We start from the raw sequence: 16,113 nt of genomic DNA on the forward strand, positions 1-16,113 counted from the left end.
GCTATGAGAAAACCGACATTATTTTAAGTGCTTGATAATTTTCAGTTTGTTTTTAGCGGGGGCGGTTTGTACTAGTGAGGTAGTTCTCGCTATTTGTTGAAAGTAACGTTTTTGACGTAAACGTTTTTAACGAAATTTACGAGTATGTATTTTCGAAAACATTGATTTCACACAATGGAATTGTGGACATGTATGTGTATCATAGCGGTAATAACAATCTTTCTCATTATCAGTCACGAATTGGGTATTTATGAAACTCTCACAACTAGAGCAAGGAAAGGCGGCTTCTATTGTTGCACTAACAGGTTTAACTCCAGACGTAAGAAAAAAACTTATGGTCATGGGTATGTTGCCAAAAACCGAGGTGACGCTTATCCGCCGTGCACCTATGGGGGATCCGCTTCAAGTTGAAGTGAGAGGTGTTTCGATCGCCATTCGTGAAAGCATTGCAGAACAAATCGAGGTTATCTAAATGGATTATCAAGTTCTTACCGTTGGTAACCCGAATAGTGGAAAAACAACACTGTTCAATGCACTAACTGGTGCCAAGCAGCACGTTGGTAACTGGGTTGGTGTCACCGTAGAAAAGAAGACGGGTTTATACTTACACGCAGGTGATCAGTTCCAGCTTACCGACTTACCCGGTATTTACGCGCTAGACAGTGGTAATGACGCGAACAGCATCGATGAATCTATCGCGTCTCGCGCTGTTCTGACTCACCCTGCAGATGTGATCATCAATGTTGTTGATGCTAGCTGTCTAGAACGAAGCTTATACATGACATTACAACTACGTGAGTTGGGTCGCCCAATGATCGTTGTATTGAACAAAATGGATGTATTAAAGCGCGAGCGTCAGGTGATTAACCTTAAAGCGCTAGAGAAAGAGCTAGGTTGCCCAGTTCTGAGCTTGTCCGCAAACGACAAAGGTCAAGTAGTTCGCTTTAAAGAACGCCTTCATAAACTGCTTGTTCAGGGTGTGAGTCTTGACCCTATCTCTATTGATTACGATGTCGCGTTAGAAGCTCTCATCCCTTCTGTTGAGTCACAATTTGATGATGCTGACGTATCTCACCGAGCGCTCGCGATTCGTGCTTTAGAAAATGACTACTTGGTATTGAATGGACTGGCTCCACAAACTCGCACTCAAATTGACAATGTGCGTCTAGGTGCCGATTTCGATATTGACCTTGCTGTTGCTGACGCTAAGTACACTTTCTTACATGACCTTTGTAAACGTGTTCGTCGCAGCGAAGGCAAACTAAGCCGTAATTTTACAGAGAAAGCAGACCAATTCATTTTGAACAAATGGGTCGGTATTCCTTTCTTCTTCGTCATCATGTACTTAATGTTCATGTTCTCTATCAATATCGGTAGCGCGTTTATCGACTTCTTCGATATTGGTGTTGGGGCAATATTAGTTGATGGTGGACACCACTTATTGGATGGTCATTTGCCTGTTTGGTTAGTTACTATACTTGCTGATGGTATTGGCGGCGGTATTCAAACCGTTGCGACCTTTATTCCGGTTATCGCGGCGCTTTACTTGTTCTTAGCTGTGCTTGAAAGTTCAGGTTACATGGCGCGTGCTGCGTTTGTACTTGATAAAGTGATGCAAAAGATTGGTCTGCCGGGCAAAGCATTTGTCCCACTTGTACTAGGGTTTGGTTGTAACGTGCCTTCAATCATGGCAACTCGTACTCTTGACCAAGAGCGCGAACGTAAATTGGCAGCATCAATGGCGCCGTTTATGTCATGTGGTGCTCGTTTACCGGTATACGCATTGTTCGCAGCGGCATTCTTCCCTGGTGCTGGCCAAAACGTAGTATTCGCTCTGTACATCATGGGTATCGTTGCTTCTGTATTTACGGGGCTGTTCCTGAAAAATACGATCTACCCGGGTAGCAGTGATAGCTTAGTGATGGAAATGCCAGATTACGAACTGCCGACAGTGCAAAACGTAATGCTGAAAACTTGGCAGAAGCTAAAGCGTTTCGTACTGGGCGCAGGTAAAACCATCGTGATGGTTGTGGCTATTCTTAGCTTCCTAAATTCGCTAGGTATGGACGGTAGCTTTGGTAACGAAGACAGCGAAAATTCAGTACTTTCTAAGGCAGCTCAAGTAGTGACCCCTGTATTCCAACCAATTGGTATCACAGAAGAAAACTGGCCAGCAACAGTCGGTATCATCACTGGTATCTTCGCGAAAGAAGCGGTAGTCGGCACGTTGAATAGCCTTTACACAACACCATCAGACGAAGAAGCAGCTGAATTCGATTTGGCAGCAAGCTTGCAAGAAGCGGTAATGACGATCCCTGAAAACCTATCAGGCTTGAGTTACTCAGATCCGCTAGGTATTGAGGTTGGCGATTTAAGCGATTCAGGCGCAGTTGCTGAAGAGCAAGAGGTAGACTCATCAATCTTCGGTAACCTAAAAGACAAATTTGTTTCTGGTCATGCTGCATTTGCTTACTTAATCCTTATCTTGCTTTACACGCCTTGTGTGGCAGCGATGGGTGCTTACGTTCGTGAATTTGGTCAAATGTTTGCACGCTTTATTGCGGTTTGGACAATGGCGCTTGGTTACTTTGGTGCGACCTTCTACTACCAAGCAGCAAACTTTGCTGCACATCCGGTGACAAGTGCAGTGTGGATGGTGGCAATTGCTGGTGGCTTTGTAATTACCTACCGCGTTTTCAAGAAAGTCGGTAGCAAGCAGAAAGCGCTAGAGGTGCAAGTAGTATGATTTTAACTGAACTTCATCAATACATTGATAGCCAAGGTGTTGCGGCTCGTAAAGAACTCGCTGCAAAGTTTGGCATGAGTGAAGATGGCGTCGATGCGATGCTGAGTGTGTGGGTTAAGAAAGGGAAAGTATCTCGCTTGGTCGACACCAACAAGCATGGTCATACAACACGTGTTCGCTACACCATCAGTAAACAAGATGGTCTATCACTGAATGTGATGATGTAGTTCAGAGCTGTATACACTCGTTGAGAATGGCGATGTTAGAAAATTAAAAGGCCGCTTATCTATTTTAGATAAGCGGCCTTTTGTTATGTGTCTTTTCTAAACGGTCTGGTTTTAAAGCTTAACAAGATACTCGAATTAAGCTTTCTTAAAGATAGAGCTTAGTGACAGAACGTTCTGAATACGAGTCAGGATAGCAGCTTGCTCTTCTTCACTGCGTTGTTCACCTTTGGTGTTGCCCCATACTGGACCAGGCCAAGCAATGTCATCTTTGAAACGCGCAATATGGTGAATGTGCAGTTGTGGCACCATGTTACCCAGCGCGCCTAGGTTGAGCTTATCCGGTTGGAACGTTGCTTCTAGTGCTTGGCTTACCGCTTGAGATTCATGTAAGAATTGCTGTTGCTCTTTCATTGGTAGGTGGTGCAGCTCTTTCAGGTTGGCACGTTTTGGTACCAAGATAACCCAAGGCACTGCGTTATCTTTGCTTAGTAGTGCTAGGCTCAGAGGAAACTCGCCGATAAGCGTGGTGTCTTTCGCTAACTGTGGGTGAAGTTCAAAGCTCATTATTATTATCCATTTCGATTTCTTGAATTCAGTATACGTTAGATAAAACAAAAGGTTGATGCTCTCACATCAACCTTTGTATTTATTCTTTGTAACTCTAAGGGAATTACATACGCTCTAGAGTATCGATACCTAGAAGCGACAGACCTTGCTTGATAGTCTTCGCTGTTAGTGCAGCAAGCTTCAGACGGCTCTGCTTAACAGTTTCGTCTTCAGCAACTAGGATAGGGCATGCTTCGTAGAAGCTAGAGAATTGACCCGCTAGTTCGAACAGGTAGCTACACATGATGTGTGGTTGACCTTCACGAGCAACAGACTGTACCGCTTCTTCGAATTGTAGAAGTTTCGCGATAAGTGCTTTCTCTTTCTCTTCAGTGATTTTAATTTCACCTTCAAGAGAGTCCATAGAAATGCCAGCTTTAGCAAAGATTGAAGCAACACGAGTGTATGCGTATTGCATGTACGGTGCTGTGTTACCTTCGAACGCAAGCATGTTGTCCCAATCGAACACGTAGTCAGTAGTACGGTGCTTAGAAAGGTCTGCGTACTTAACCGCTGCCATAGCAACCGTGTTAGCGATCACTTTCTTCTCGTCTTCTGCTAGTTCTGGGTTCTTAGATTCGATCAGTTGTGCTGCACGAACTTCTGCTTCATCAAGAAGATCAGCAAGACGAACAGTACCGCCTGCACGAGTCTTGAATGGCTTACCGTCTTTACCTAGCATCATGCCGAATGCGTGGTGTTCAAGAGAAACAGATTCTGGGATGTAACCTGCTTTGCGAACGATAGTCCAAGCTTGCATTAGGTGCTGGTGTTGACGTGAGTCGATGAAGTAAAGAACGCGGTCTGCGCCTAGTTCTTCAAAACGGTATTTTGCACAAGCAATGTCGGTTGTTGTGTATAGGAAGCCGCCGTCACGTTTCTGAATGATAACGCCCATTGGGTCGCCATCTTTGTTTTTGTATTCGTCTAGGAATACAACCTGTGCGCCGTCATCTTCTTTAGCAAGACCTTGCTCTTTTAGGTCAGCAACAATAGTTGGTAGCATGTGGTTGTACATGCTTTCGCCCATTACGTCATCACGCGTTAGAGACACGTTTAGACGATCGTAGTTGCGTTGGTTTTGAATCATTGTAACGTCAACAAGCTTCTTCCACATCTCTGCGCAGAACTCGTCGCCGCTTTGCAGTTTCACAACGTAGCCACGTGCTTTAACTGCGAACTCTTCGTCTTCATCGTAAAGCTTTTTAGACTCACGGTAGAAACCTTCAAGGTCAGCAAGTTCCATTGAAACTTCGCCAGACTCGGCCTGAACGCGCTCAAGGTTTGCGATAAGCATACCAAATTGAGTACCCCAGTCACCGATGTGGTTAGCACGGATAACGTTGTGGCCTAGGAATTCTAGAGTACGAACAACTGCATCACCGATGATAGTTGAACGTAGGTGACCAACGTGCATTTCTTTAGCAACGTTTGGTGCAGAGTAATCCGCAACAATAGTTTGCGTTTCAGCAACTGCAACACCAAGGCGAGAGTCAGCCAATGCTGCGTCTGCTTGTTTTGCTAGGAAAGCTTCATCTAGGAAGATGTTTAGGAAACCCGGACCTGCGATTTCAACTTTAGACGCGATACCGTCTAGGTTTAGAACGTCCAATACTTTTTGAGCAAATTCTCGTGGGTTAGTGCCTAGTCGTTTAGCAACGCCCATAACGCCGTTTGCTTGGTAGTCACCAAACTGTGGTTTTGCAGATTGACGAACAGCAGCAGGAGAGCCTGCAGGTGCGCCAGCGGCTTCTAGAGCCTGAGATACTTTGTCATTAATAAGTGCTTGGATATTCACACGCGTTTCCTTCAATTCAAGGATGATAAGAGTGGCCGTTAATTCTTGGTCATTAAACTGGTTAATTATGCTTCTAGTTAACGATTTAATGCCAAAATCAGCAGCAGACTCTGTTTAAGTTCACAGAAATGGCGGTAATCATACCAATTTTGTGGGGTTTCTTATAGGTCGAATTGATAGAAAATTAACATTTCCTGAGTGGTTTTTGACAATCGACTTTTACCAAGACGCGTTTGCATGTTTAAGGATCGGAAAGAACATAGTTATTGAGTATCTTTTGTAAAAGCAACGCTTGTTGCAAAAGGCAAAACTGATAACATGCAGCCATTATTTGGAGAACGCAGACAATGATGATGAGCCTGAAGCAAGCTGAACTAGAACCACAACAAATGATCGCCCGCCTTGATACCTTTATGGCAAAAATCGAGAACCTAGGAAATACATTAGGTTTGGATTTAAGCTTTGCTCAAGCGGATCATATTGCGCTGCGAATCAATGACACTGAGTTAGCCAAATCTGCTCATCAAGCATGGTCTGAGTACGGCTCTACCATTTCAGAGGCGATGATCAATGGTCGTCCAATTGTGGTGTTGGCTTTCGATGAACCATTGCAAAGCCTTGGTTGGAAAATTGAATGCTTGGAGTTGCCATATCCAGCAGAAGGTAAGATTTACCCAAGCCAAGATTGGGAACATGTAGAGTTTGTGATTCCGTCTCATGCCCAAACGGCTGATGAGTATCTAGCGGATCTTAAAGAAACTTACCCGCAGTTCGCTGCTAACTTTGAAACGCTGGCTGAGCAAGGTATTAAGATCAAACTCTCTAGTCCGAAAGGCGAGGGGGAACGCTTGAATAACCCAACAGTGGCTTTTAAACATCAAGGGATTTGCATCAAGCTGCACCCACACTCACTTAAGCGTATTGTTGAATCTGAACAGGCTTAATTTGAGTAGAGAGTCGCTAGGAAAAGGTTCCTGAACTCGCCTAGGCTCGTCGGAATGACGGACGTGGGCTGGGCTTGAGCCTTACAATCATTCGGTTTGAGTGGATGTTTCCGAGCAATAGTTTTTGCTAGCTAGATAACGACGTCATTCCCGATAGCGACGAAGGAGCGTAGTCGGGAATCTCTTAAAGTTACCCTGAACATTAAATATAAAAAAACGCGCAGTGGGTTAACCCTATTGCGCGTTTTTTATTGGATTCTAGCTGGAAGTCGAACTTAAATTAGCAACTTACAGAATCACAGTCTTGTTGCCGTAAACAAAGACGTGATCATTGATCACCTTGTTTAGCGCCTTACTCAATACGTTCTTCTCTACGTCACGACCCGCTTGCGCCATGTCTTTCGCGCTGAAGTTGTGATCCACTGGAATAACGTCTTGCTTAATGATCGGTCCTTCATCGAGATCATTAGTCACGAAGTGTGCCGTTGCACCAATGATCTTTACGCCACGCTCATACGCTTGTTGGTATGGCTTCGCACCGATAAACGCTGGCAAGAAGCTGTGGTGGATATTGATGATCTTGTGGTTGTACCTTTCAACAAATCCCGGAGTCAGTACTCGCATGTACTTAGCCAAAACAAGGTAATCAGCCTCGTATTGGTCAATCACTTCTAGCATCTTCTTCTCATGCTCTTCACGGTTTAGCCCTTCGTGAGAAACATGGTGGTAAGGGATGTCAAAACGCTCGGTTAGGCTTTGTAGAATGTCATAGTTGCCAACCACTGCTGCGATTTCCACGTCTAAACTGCCATCGAAGTTCTTCATTAGAATGTCGCCAAGGCAGTGCGCCTCTTTGGTCACGAGTATCACAACACGCTTGCGAGATGAATCAACAAGTTTACGCTTCGTATTTTGTGGCAGCGCCTGGTCTAAATCGGCAAGCAAGGTTTCGTCATTGAAATACCCTTCAAGCTCGGTGCGCATAAAGAAGTGGCCACTTGTGTTATCTACGAACTCATTGTTGTGAATAATATTGAGTTGGTGCTTATAACAAATGTTGGTGATCTTAGAGATGAGGCCCGGGGCATCAGTACAATGTGTTAGTAAAGTTTTTCTTTCCATTTGCATCTTACTTCCATGAAATATTTTTATTCTTCAAATTAAATGCAGGCCGTCGAACGGTGAACTGAGCCGCAATATCACCGTTATAATTAATCTATTATCAAGTTGGTTTCAACAAATTCTGCTGCTCATTTATCGCTTTGATAAATTGTTTGATGTGGAAATATCAGTTTTTAGATAGGAAAACAGGCAGAAGCTTCATTTTTAAAGTTTTGACCGTAGTACGCATTTGAACTTCAACCGAGGCATTTACGCCTTGGCCAAAAATAGAGGTGATACTTATGGATAAAGAGTTACTAGCCAAAAAACTGTACTGCCAACGAGTGAATTCATTGGCGAGAGGTACCGAGTTAGATGGTAATATTCTAGATGAAATGTGGGAAAGTAAGACCCCACCAACCGATGCAGTGAAGGCCATACAACCTTGTGATAACCATTTTGAAGGCGCCTCTTGGTTGTCACGTTATCTAAGTCGAAAATAAAAATGACTCTCTAATTCTTACTTCTTCAGTTCTTACCTTTAAGGTAACTCAAGTCACGTCAAACTAAACCAAACACCTCCGGTGCGAAGTCATTCTTGATTCGCGCCGGCTCACTAAACCTGCCATAATTCGTCTTCTATTTTTCTAAACTTCGTACTCTATGATATCTAAAACGTTTTCTGCTGATGGTGCTCTGGGTAAAGCGATCCCCGGGTTTCAGCCACGACAAGCTCAGCTAGACATGGCTGAAGCGGTTTCACAAGCTATTGAGCAACAGAGCCAATTAGTTGTTGAAGCGGGAACGGGTACCGGTAAGACCTTTGCTTACTTAGTGCCAGCGTTGCTTAGTGGCAAGAAAACCATCATTAGTACGGGGTCTAAAAACCTTCAAGAACAGCTGTTTCACCGAGATTTACCATTGATGGTCGATGCGCTTGGCTTTTATGGTCAGGTTGCGTTACTTAAAGGGCGTTCAAACTATTTGTGTTTGGACAGACTCAGCCGTCAAATGATCGAGAGTCATGGTGCTCATACCGATCCAACACTGCTGGCTCAGTTAGTCAAAGTTCGTAGTTGGTCGTCATCCACTCAAACGGGGGATTTAGGCGATTGTGATGATATCGCTGAAGACAGCCCAATCATTCCTACGATTACTTCCACTAACGACAACTGCTTAGGTAAAGAGTGCCCAAGCTACACCGATTGCTTTGTGCTTAAGGCGCGTAAAAAAGCGATGGATTCGGATGTGGTTGTTGTAAACCATCACCTATTCTTAGCGGACTTAGCGATTAAAGAAACCGGGTTCGGTGAGCTAATCCCAGAAGCAGACGTGTTTATCTTCGATGAAGCCCATCAGCTTCCCGATATTGCCAGCCAATACTTTGGTCAGTCCGTGTCGAGCCGACAGATTAATGAGCTCGCTAAAGACATCGAGATCGCCTACCGAACCGAAGCGAAAGACATGCGTCAGTTACAAAAGGTGGGGGACAGGCTTGTTCAGTCAGCTGCCGACCTACGCATTGTGTTGGGCGATACCGGCTTTCGTGGTAACTGGCGTGAAGCACTAAAGTCTGAGTCAATTGCACGAGAACTTGTTCGTCTACAAGATGCGTTGCAACTGGCCGTCGATGTATTGAAGCTAGCATTGGGTCGAAGCCAACTGTTAGACACCGCTTTTGAACGTGCGAACATGATTAAGTCACGCATTGAACGTGTGTGCGATGTGTCGATTACGGGTTACTCCTATTGGTATGACACAACACCAAGGCAATTCGCTTTGCACATCACACCACTGTCGGTTGCGGATAAATTCCATGAGCAAATCGAACTTAAACCGGGCGCTTGGGTATTTACCTCAGCAACCTTGGCGGTGTCAGATGATTTCGATCACTTTACCTCTCGACTTGGCTTAAAGCCGTCGGCTCAGTTTTCACTGCCGAGTCCATTTGATTATCCGAATCAGGCACGTTTATGTGTGCCTCGTTATCTTCCAGAACCCAATAGTCCGGGTTTGGCGGATAAGTTAGTTCGAATGCTGACTCCGGTGATTGAGCAAAACCAAGGCCGCTGTTTTTTCTTGTGTACTTCACACAGCATGATGAAAGAGTTGGGTGAGCGATTCCGAGAAACCCTCACTGTACCAGTCCTATTACAAGGTGAGACAAGCAAGCAAAAAACCTTAGCCGAGTTCATGGAATTAGGTAACGCATTGCTCGTAGCTACAGGTGCTTTCTGGGAAGGGATAGATGTTAGGGGCGACGCATTAAGCTGTGTTATCATCGATAAATTGCCCTTTACCGCCCCTGATGACCCTTTACTTAAGGCTCGAATCGAGGACTGTAAGTTAAAAGGGGGTGATCCTTTTGCACAGGTACAGTTGCCAGACGCCGTGATTACCTTGAAACAAGGTGTAGGCCGATTGATACGTGACAAGCGCGATAATGGCGCTTTGATTATTTGCGATAACCGATTGGTGACTCGCGATTACGGTGGCATATTTTTGGCGAGTTTACCGCCTATCCCACGTACCCGTGATTTAGGGGTCATTAAAGAATTCTTAGCTAAAGACCATTCAATCGCTGCTGAGTAATTGGCATTGTTGAGCTTAGCCATTATTTTTAGATTAGATAACAGATATTTGAGACACAAATGAGCGCGAAAATTCTTGCAGTAGATACCGCAACTGAAAACTGTTCAGTTGCATTAGTAATGGGTGACCAGGTGTTCGCACGTAGCGAAGAGGCTCCTCGAGACCATACAAAAAAAATTCTACCTATGGTTGATGAAGTACTGAAAGAAGCGAATGTCGCTTTAACCGATATTGATGCTATCGCGTTTGGCCAAGGTCCAGGCAGTTTCACGGGTGTACGTATTGGTATTGGTATTGCTCAAGGCTTGGCTTTTGGTGCGGATTTACCGATGATCGGTGTCTCTACACTGGCTGCGATGGCGCAAGGCAGCTACCGTAAATTTGGTGAAACTCATGTTGCGACAGCGATTGATGCGCGTATGAGTGAAGTGTACTGGGCTCGCTACAGCCGTGAAGAAGATGGTCGTTGGACTGCGGTTGATGCAGAGTGTGTTACACCACCGAGTGAGTTGGCAGCGCAGCTTGAAGCGGACTCTGAAACATGGGCAAAAGTCGGTACAGGTTGGGAAGCGTACGCAGAACATATGGATACTCTAGCGATCAACACCAAAGCATGTGAAGTGCTATTCCCAGAAGCTCAAGATATGGCTTTCCTTGCTCAATTCGCTTATGCAGAAGGCAAGGCGGTTGCAGCAGAAGAGTCTGAGCCTGTTTATCTTCGTGATAAAGTGACTTGGAAAAAACTGCCTGGCCGCGAGTAAATACATATTATTTTGGCTCTGCATTTACTTTGCGGAGCCGCTATTAAAGCCAGACACAAAGTCATTAAATTAGGTACAAAATTTCTTAAGCATGGTTTCAATAAACGGCTTACCTCCTTCTTCGATAGGCAATACATCCAAAACCAATCGAACCAATAAAAAGAATGAGGTAAAAAAAGGCGATGCAAAAACCTCAGTTGGTCAGCCAACTAAGGTCGCGAATGCTGTCTCGCATTCCATTCGCCAAGTCAAAGAATCTGAGATTCACAAAGCTCAGGTTCAGTATGATCTTCCAGAAGGGCGTGGTCGACGTGCGATGGAAGAGTATATGGATGTGATGAATCAAGCTAAAAAAGAGGAACTTGCGAAGCTTATTGGAGTCGATATTTACATCTAGCTTTGTGCTTTTATTTATCCTGTTCTAAGGACCAGCATTATGTTTTCTCTCATTTCTAAATCTCGCTTATTCTTCCTTATCGCTTTCTCTTCGATGGTGATGGGGTGCTCCTCGCTACCTCAAGAACTTAATGCAAACTCTGAACAAGTGGTCACCGATTACCAAGAGTGGGTTAACACAGTGCTTGATGCGGGTGACGTTCGCTTGGGTGGCGTGATTGCTAAAGTAACCAACTTGAAAGATAAGACTCGAGTTGAAGTGGTTAATTTACCTATTTCAAGCAATGGTAAGCCAGATATTGACGCCGAGCCAAAAGGACGTTTTGTTGGTTACATTGATGGCTACGTTGAACCATTGAGCTTTGCTGAAGGCCGCTTAGTCACTTTAGTTGGCACATCAAATGGCACTGAAGATGGCACCATTGGTGATTACCCTTACACCTTCCCAGTCATGAATGTCTACAATCAACGTTTATGGCAGATCACTGAGCGAGTGGTTATCAACGATTTTTCGCCGAACTATTACTCTTGCCGCAGTTTGCATTGTCGCAGTTTTCAAACCATGCCTAAGTCAGGGCGTGTGATTCAAGATGTGGAATAGTCGAACCTTACCCCGACACACTTAACGACAGGGACAACTTAAAATCAATGATTGAAAAGTCATACTCCCTTGCGAGCGGGACGCTTGCCACACAACAGATAGGCAACCCACAAACGACCGCAACGACGGTCGTTTTTATTCATGGGTGGTTGGATAATTCGTCCAGCTTTAATCAGGTTATACAGCAAGTCGCTAAGTTTGCGCCCAATGCTCACCTTGTTGCTATCGATCTCTTCGGACACGGCTTCTCGTCGCATAAATCGGGAAGTTATTACCCATTTCATGATTATATTGATGACTTGCATCAGTTGGTGACTAAATTATCGCCAAACAGACTGGTACTGGTAGGACATTCACTTGGTGCATTGATAGCAAGTTGCTATAGTGCCGCCTTTCCTGAAAAGGTGTCAGGATTAATTCAAATTGAAGGTCACGGACCTCTTTCTGAAGCTCCCCACGAAACAGTCTCTCGCTTGAGGGATGGGGTACTCAGTCGTCTTCGACAGCGAAGAAAGCCTTCACGTCCTCTGGCAAGCCTTGAGGATGCTATTAAGCTGAGAGCTCACGCCAACCAAATTAATGCTGAATTAATCGCTCCTATTGTTGAGCGAGGTATTGTCGAGTTCGAGAACTCTTGGCAATGGCGATGCGACCCTAATCTAAAATGTGACTCGTTATATCGAATGTCACAGGCGCACGCTGAAGCGATTATGGCGGCTATTGAATGCCCTCAATTAATAATCCTAGGGAATGGTGGATTCCGACATTTGCAGCATAATCGCTACAAATCAGTGCATAGTCCTCTGCATATAGAGACTGTTCCTGGCGGACATCATTGTCATTTAGAGAGCCCAGAGTTAGTTTCAGAGCTAATTCTTGGTGTAGTTAACAAAATTTAAACAAGTGTTTGAGCCTTTTAGTGCTCATGCACTAAAGCTGTGCTGTAATACCGCAATGATAAAAAGCGGCGAAGCAGTCGTCAGCTGATAAACGAGGAGTAACATCGTGGATAAACCTTGGCTTTCACGTTATCCAAGTGACGTACCAGAAACGATCAATCCAGATCAGTACCCATCTCTTGTAGAAATGTTTGAACAGTCGGTACAGAAGTACGCAGACCAACCTGCATTCGAGAACATGGGCTCGATTATGACATTCCGTAAGCTAGAAGAGCGCAGCCGTGCTTTTGCCGCTTACCTGCAGAATGACTTGAAACTGAAGAAGGGCGATCGCGTCGCGCTAATGATGCCAAACCTACTGCAATACCCAATTGCACTATTTGGTGTATTGCGTGCAGGTATGATTGCAGTGAACGTCAACCCACTGTACACACCTCGTGAGCTTGAGCATCAACTGAACGATTCTGGTGCAAAGGCGATTGTTATCGTATCTAACTTTGCGAGCACGCTAGAGAAAGTGGTTGATAACACGCCGGTTAAACACGTTGTACTCACCAGCCTAGGGCAAATGCTGCCACGCGCGAAAGGTACAATTGTCGATTTCGTAGTGAAGTACGTAAAAGGCATGGTGCCTAAGTATGACCTGCCGGGTGCTATCTCATTCAGAAAAGCACTGCACAAAGGTCGCCGTCTTCAGTATGTGAAGCCGTTTATGGCGGGTGATGACATTGCATTCCTACAGTACACGGGTGGTACAACGGGTGTAGCTAAGGGCGCAATCCTAACGCACCGCAATATGATTGCGAACGTACTTCAAGCGAAAGGGGCTTACGGTCCTGTTCTGCAAGAAGGCCGCGAGTTGGTTGTAACAGCACTGCCGCTTTACCACGTATTTGCACTGACCGTGAACTGCTTACTGTTTGTTGAGATGGGTGGTCGTAACCTTCTAATTACTAACCCTCGTGATATTCCAGGTTTCATTAAAGAGCTACAAAAGGTTCCGTTTACCGCGATTACTGGCGTAAATACCCTGTTCAATGCGTTGGTAAATAACGAAGATTTCCATGAATTGGATTTCAGTAACATGCGTTTATCTGTTGGCGGCGGCATGGCGGTTCAACGCGCTGTTGCTGAGCAATGGAAGAAAGCAACAGGCGTTCACCTATTGGAAGGCTATGGGTTAACCGAGTGTTCACCACTGGTAACGGGTAACCCATACGATCTAAAAGACTACACAGGTGCAATCGGCCTACCTGTACCATCGACAGAAGTTCGTATTGTTGATGATGAAGGGAAAGTAGTAGGCAATGACCAAGTGGGTGAGTTGCAGGTTCGTGGCCCTCAAGTGATGCAAGGTTACTGGCAGCGCCCTGAAGCGACTAAAGAAGTGATCGATCAAGACGGTTGGCTATCTACAGGTGACATCGTTAAGTTTGATGACGAAGGCTTGTTGTACATCGTAGACCGTAAGAAAGACATGATTCTTGTGTCTGGATTCAACGTTTACCCGAATGAGATTGAAGACGTAGTGGCTCTGCACGGTAAAGTGTTAGAAGTTGCAGCTATCGGTCAACCTCATGAAGTGTCTGGTGAGCTGGTTAAGATCTACGTTGTTAAGCGCGATCCTAGCCTGACTAAAGAAGACATTATCGCGCACTGTCGTGAGCACCTAACGGGTTACAAGATCCCTAAATTAGTCGAGTTCAGAGATGATCTTCCAAAGACTAACGTAGGTAAGATCTTACGCCGCGTACTGCGTGAAGAAAACGATGCAGAATTGGCTAAACGCGCTAGCGAATAATTAGCCCGTTTACGCGAAAGTACTGCACCATAACCATTGAGGCGCTTAATCTAAGCGAGCGCTGAAAAATGGTGTTAGAATGCCGACAGTTAATGTCGGCATTTTTGTATCCGGCGATCAAATAGAAACCAGTGAGAGTTTTTGTGGATTATCAAATCATTACCCAATTGAAAGACCTTGAGCGAGTTTGCCAACAAGCACGTGAAGCCGATGTCGTTATGCTTGATACGGAGTTTGTTCGTACAAGAACCTATTACCCTCAATTAGGCTTGATTCAGTTATTTGATGGTGAAACGCTGTCACTGATTGACCCTATTGCTCTTGGTGAAATGACACCATTTGTTGGATTGTTGAAAGACGCCTCTGTTCTGAAAGTGCTGCATGCTTGTGGTGAAGATTTGGAAGTGTTCCAAAACGCATTTGGCTGCACACCAACACCAATGGTTGATACCCAGATCATGGCAGCTTTCTTAGGTCATGGTTTATCAACGGGCTTTGCTGCTCTGGTTTCAGAGTTTGTCGGTGTCGATCTCGATAAGAGTGAATCTCGCACTGACTGGCTAGCGCGTCCGCTTTCTCAAAAGCAATTGGACTACGCAGCGGCAGACGTGCATTACCTAATGCCAATGTACAACAAGCTTCTAGAAAAAGTGATGGAAGCTGGCTGGTGGGAAGCGGCTCAGCAAGAGTCTGATTTACAAGTTGCCAAGCGCATCCGTAAAGTAAACCCAGACACTGCCTACCTTGATATTAAAGGGGCATGGCAGCTTAAACCTAAGCAGCTAGCGATCTTACGACCTTTAGCAACTTGGCGTCTAAAAGAAGCAATCAAGCGCGATTTAGCGCTGAACTTTGTCTTCAAAGAACAAGACCTATGGGCTGTGGCTCGTTTCGCGATGAAAGATCCTAAGCACATGGAGCAAGAAGGTTTTGATTACCGCTCTGTACGCCGCCATGGTGCGAAGATCAGCTCAATCGTTAAGTTGGCGGAACACACGCCTGAAGAAGAGTACCCAGCACCAGTAGAACGTTTAATGGACTTCCCTGGCTACAAGCAACTTTTCAAAGTGCTGAAAGATGAAGTGAAAACAGCATCACAGCACAGCGGTTTGGCTACGGAATTCTTAGCATCTAAGAAGCAACTTAACCAAGTGTTAAGCTGGGTGTGGAAGCACGATCGTAACCCAGAAAAACTGCCTGATGTTATGCAAGGCTGGCGTTTAGATCTGGTTGGCGAAAAGCTGAATAAAGCGATTAAGTAACCTGTTCTTGTTCTAAGAGTTAGCCAGTTACAGATATAAAATGCAGACACAAAAAAGAGAGCCTAGGCTCTCTTTTTTATTTAATCTGCTGACTACTTACAAGATAACGAAGATCACTTATCGTCTTCTGGTAGCTTAACATTCAGCTCTAATACTGAGATGTCGTCATCTTTGTGTTCGAACGTCAGATCAACCATTGATGGATCTACCTCAACGTACTTTGCAATACACTTCAAGATGTCTTCTTTCAGTTGCGGTAAGTACGATGGAGCAGGGTCGTCATGACTGCGGCGCTCAGCAACAATGATCTGCAAACGCTCTTTGGCTAGGTTTGCGGTCGTCTTTTTCTGTGGTCTGAAAAACTCTAGTAATGACATTG

General features: G+C 45.0%; 16 protein-coding genes. 12 read left to right on the forward strand and 4 right to left on the reverse strand.

The features are described from left to right. Positions 1 to 250 precede the first annotated feature (250 nt). From CWO08_RS04295 to CWO08_RS04305, 3 genes are read left to right on the forward strand one after another with little or no spacing between them, the layout of a single operon-like run. Positions 251 to 472 (forward strand): FeoA family protein, encoded by a 222-nt coding sequence (locus CWO08_RS04295; RefSeq protein ID WP_004734203.1) that lies wholly within the window; start codon positions 251 to 253, stop codon positions 470 to 472. Continuing rightward, positions 473 to 2,746 (forward strand): Fe(2+) transporter permease subunit FeoB, encoded by a 2,274-nt coding sequence (feoB, locus tag CWO08_RS04300; protein WP_108019967.1) that lies wholly within the window; start codon positions 473 to 475, stop codon positions 2,744 to 2,746. Continuing rightward, positions 2,743 to 2,973 carry a FeoC-like transcriptional regulator gene (locus tag CWO08_RS04305; protein WP_048660845.1) on the forward strand — a complete coding sequence of 77 codons (231 nt, stop codon included), beginning with the start codon at positions 2,743 to 2,745 and terminating at the stop codon, positions 2,971 to 2,973. Before feoB ends, CWO08_RS04305 begins: the two co-directional genes overlap by 4 nt. 135 nt (positions 2,974 to 3,108) lie before the next feature. Here the strand turns inward: CWO08_RS04305 and CWO08_RS04310 are convergent, their stop codons facing one another. Both CWO08_RS04310 and argS read right to left on the reverse strand, forming a co-directional pair. Further along, positions 3,109 to 3,537 carry an HIT domain-containing protein gene (locus tag CWO08_RS04310; RefSeq protein WP_048664634.1) on the reverse strand — a complete coding sequence of 143 codons (429 nt, stop codon included), beginning with the start codon at positions 3,535 to 3,537 and terminating at the stop codon, positions 3,109 to 3,111. Positions 3,538 to 3,643: 106 nt separating this feature from the next. Further along, positions 3,644 to 5,377, reverse strand: coding sequence for an arginine--tRNA ligase (gene argS, locus CWO08_RS04315; protein WP_048660842.1), 1,734 nt, complete (start codon positions 5,375 to 5,377; stop codon positions 3,644 to 3,646). Between the two features lie 347 nt (positions 5,378 to 5,724). Here argS and CWO08_RS04320 point away from each other — a divergent pair, with 347 nt between their 5' ends. After that, entirely contained in the window at positions 5,725 to 6,321 is a 597-nt protein-coding gene (locus tag CWO08_RS04320) for a VOC family protein (protein WP_019826161.1), read from the forward strand. A gap of 288 nt (positions 6,322 to 6,609) precedes the next feature. On the opposite strand, the gene purU is transcribed toward CWO08_RS04320, so the two are convergent. Then, complete coding sequence (gene purU, locus CWO08_RS04325; protein WP_048660881.1) at positions 6,610 to 7,443, reverse strand: formyltetrahydrofolate deformylase; 834 nt, start codon at positions 7,441 to 7,443, stop codon at positions 6,610 to 6,612. Between the two features lie 281 nt (positions 7,444 to 7,724). On the opposite strand from purU, the gene CWO08_RS04330 reads away from it, so the two are divergent. The 8 genes from CWO08_RS04330 (at position 7,725) to rnd (ending at position 15,734) form a co-directional block, all read left to right on the forward strand. Then, positions 7,725 to 7,925 (forward strand): hypothetical protein, encoded by a 201-nt coding sequence (locus tag CWO08_RS04330; protein ID WP_102480712.1) that lies wholly within the window; start codon positions 7,725 to 7,727, stop codon positions 7,923 to 7,925. A gap of 160 nt (positions 7,926 to 8,085) precedes the next feature. Next, positions 8,086 to 10,014: an ATP-dependent DNA helicase gene (locus CWO08_RS04335; RefSeq protein ID WP_048660840.1), complete on the forward strand. Its 1,929-nt coding sequence runs from the start codon at positions 8,086 to 8,088 to the stop codon at positions 10,012 to 10,014. Between the two features lie 59 nt (positions 10,015 to 10,073). Further along, complete coding sequence (tsaB, locus tag CWO08_RS04340; protein WP_048664625.1) at positions 10,074 to 10,775, forward strand: tRNA (adenosine(37)-N6)-threonylcarbamoyltransferase complex dimerization subunit type 1 TsaB; 702 nt, start codon at positions 10,074 to 10,076, stop codon at positions 10,773 to 10,775. Positions 10,776 to 10,866: 91 nt separating this feature from the next. Next, the gene (locus CWO08_RS04345) at positions 10,867 to 11,172 is read left to right on the forward strand and encodes a hypothetical protein (protein WP_017074520.1); all 306 of its coding nucleotides are present in this window, start codon (positions 10,867 to 10,869) and stop codon (positions 11,170 to 11,172) included. A gap of 39 nt (positions 11,173 to 11,211) precedes the next feature. Beyond that, on the forward strand, positions 11,212 to 11,772 hold the full coding sequence (locus CWO08_RS04350; RefSeq protein ID WP_108019968.1) for a Slp family lipoprotein: 561 nt from the start codon (positions 11,212 to 11,214) through the stop codon (positions 11,770 to 11,772). 47 nt (positions 11,773 to 11,819) lie between these two features. Then, positions 11,820 to 12,671: an alpha/beta fold hydrolase gene (locus CWO08_RS04355; protein ID WP_048664622.1), complete on the forward strand. Its 852-nt coding sequence runs from the start codon at positions 11,820 to 11,822 to the stop codon at positions 12,669 to 12,671. Positions 12,672 to 12,777: 106 nt separating this feature from the next. Next, the gene (gene fadD, locus CWO08_RS04360) at positions 12,778 to 14,472 is read left to right on the forward strand and encodes a long-chain-fatty-acid--CoA ligase FadD (RefSeq protein WP_048660836.1); all 1,695 of its coding nucleotides are present in this window, start codon (positions 12,778 to 12,780) and stop codon (positions 14,470 to 14,472) included. A gap of 143 nt (positions 14,473 to 14,615) precedes the next feature. Continuing rightward, on the forward strand, positions 14,616 to 15,734 hold the full coding sequence (gene rnd / locus CWO08_RS04365; protein WP_102433594.1) for a ribonuclease D: 1,119 nt from the start codon (positions 14,616 to 14,618) through the stop codon (positions 15,732 to 15,734). 113 nt (positions 15,735 to 15,847) lie between these two features. Here rnd and minE read toward each other — a convergent pair whose 3' ends face one another. After that, positions 15,848 to 16,111, reverse strand: coding sequence for a cell division topological specificity factor MinE (gene minE, locus CWO08_RS04370; protein WP_004737949.1), 264 nt, complete (start codon positions 16,109 to 16,111; stop codon positions 15,848 to 15,850). Positions 16,112 to 16,113 lie beyond the last annotated feature (2 nt).

Source organism: Vibrio sp. 10N.286.48.B8, assembly GCF_003050085.1.
GTDB lineage: Bacteria > Pseudomonadota > Gammaproteobacteria > Enterobacterales > Vibrionaceae > Vibrio > Vibrio crassostreae.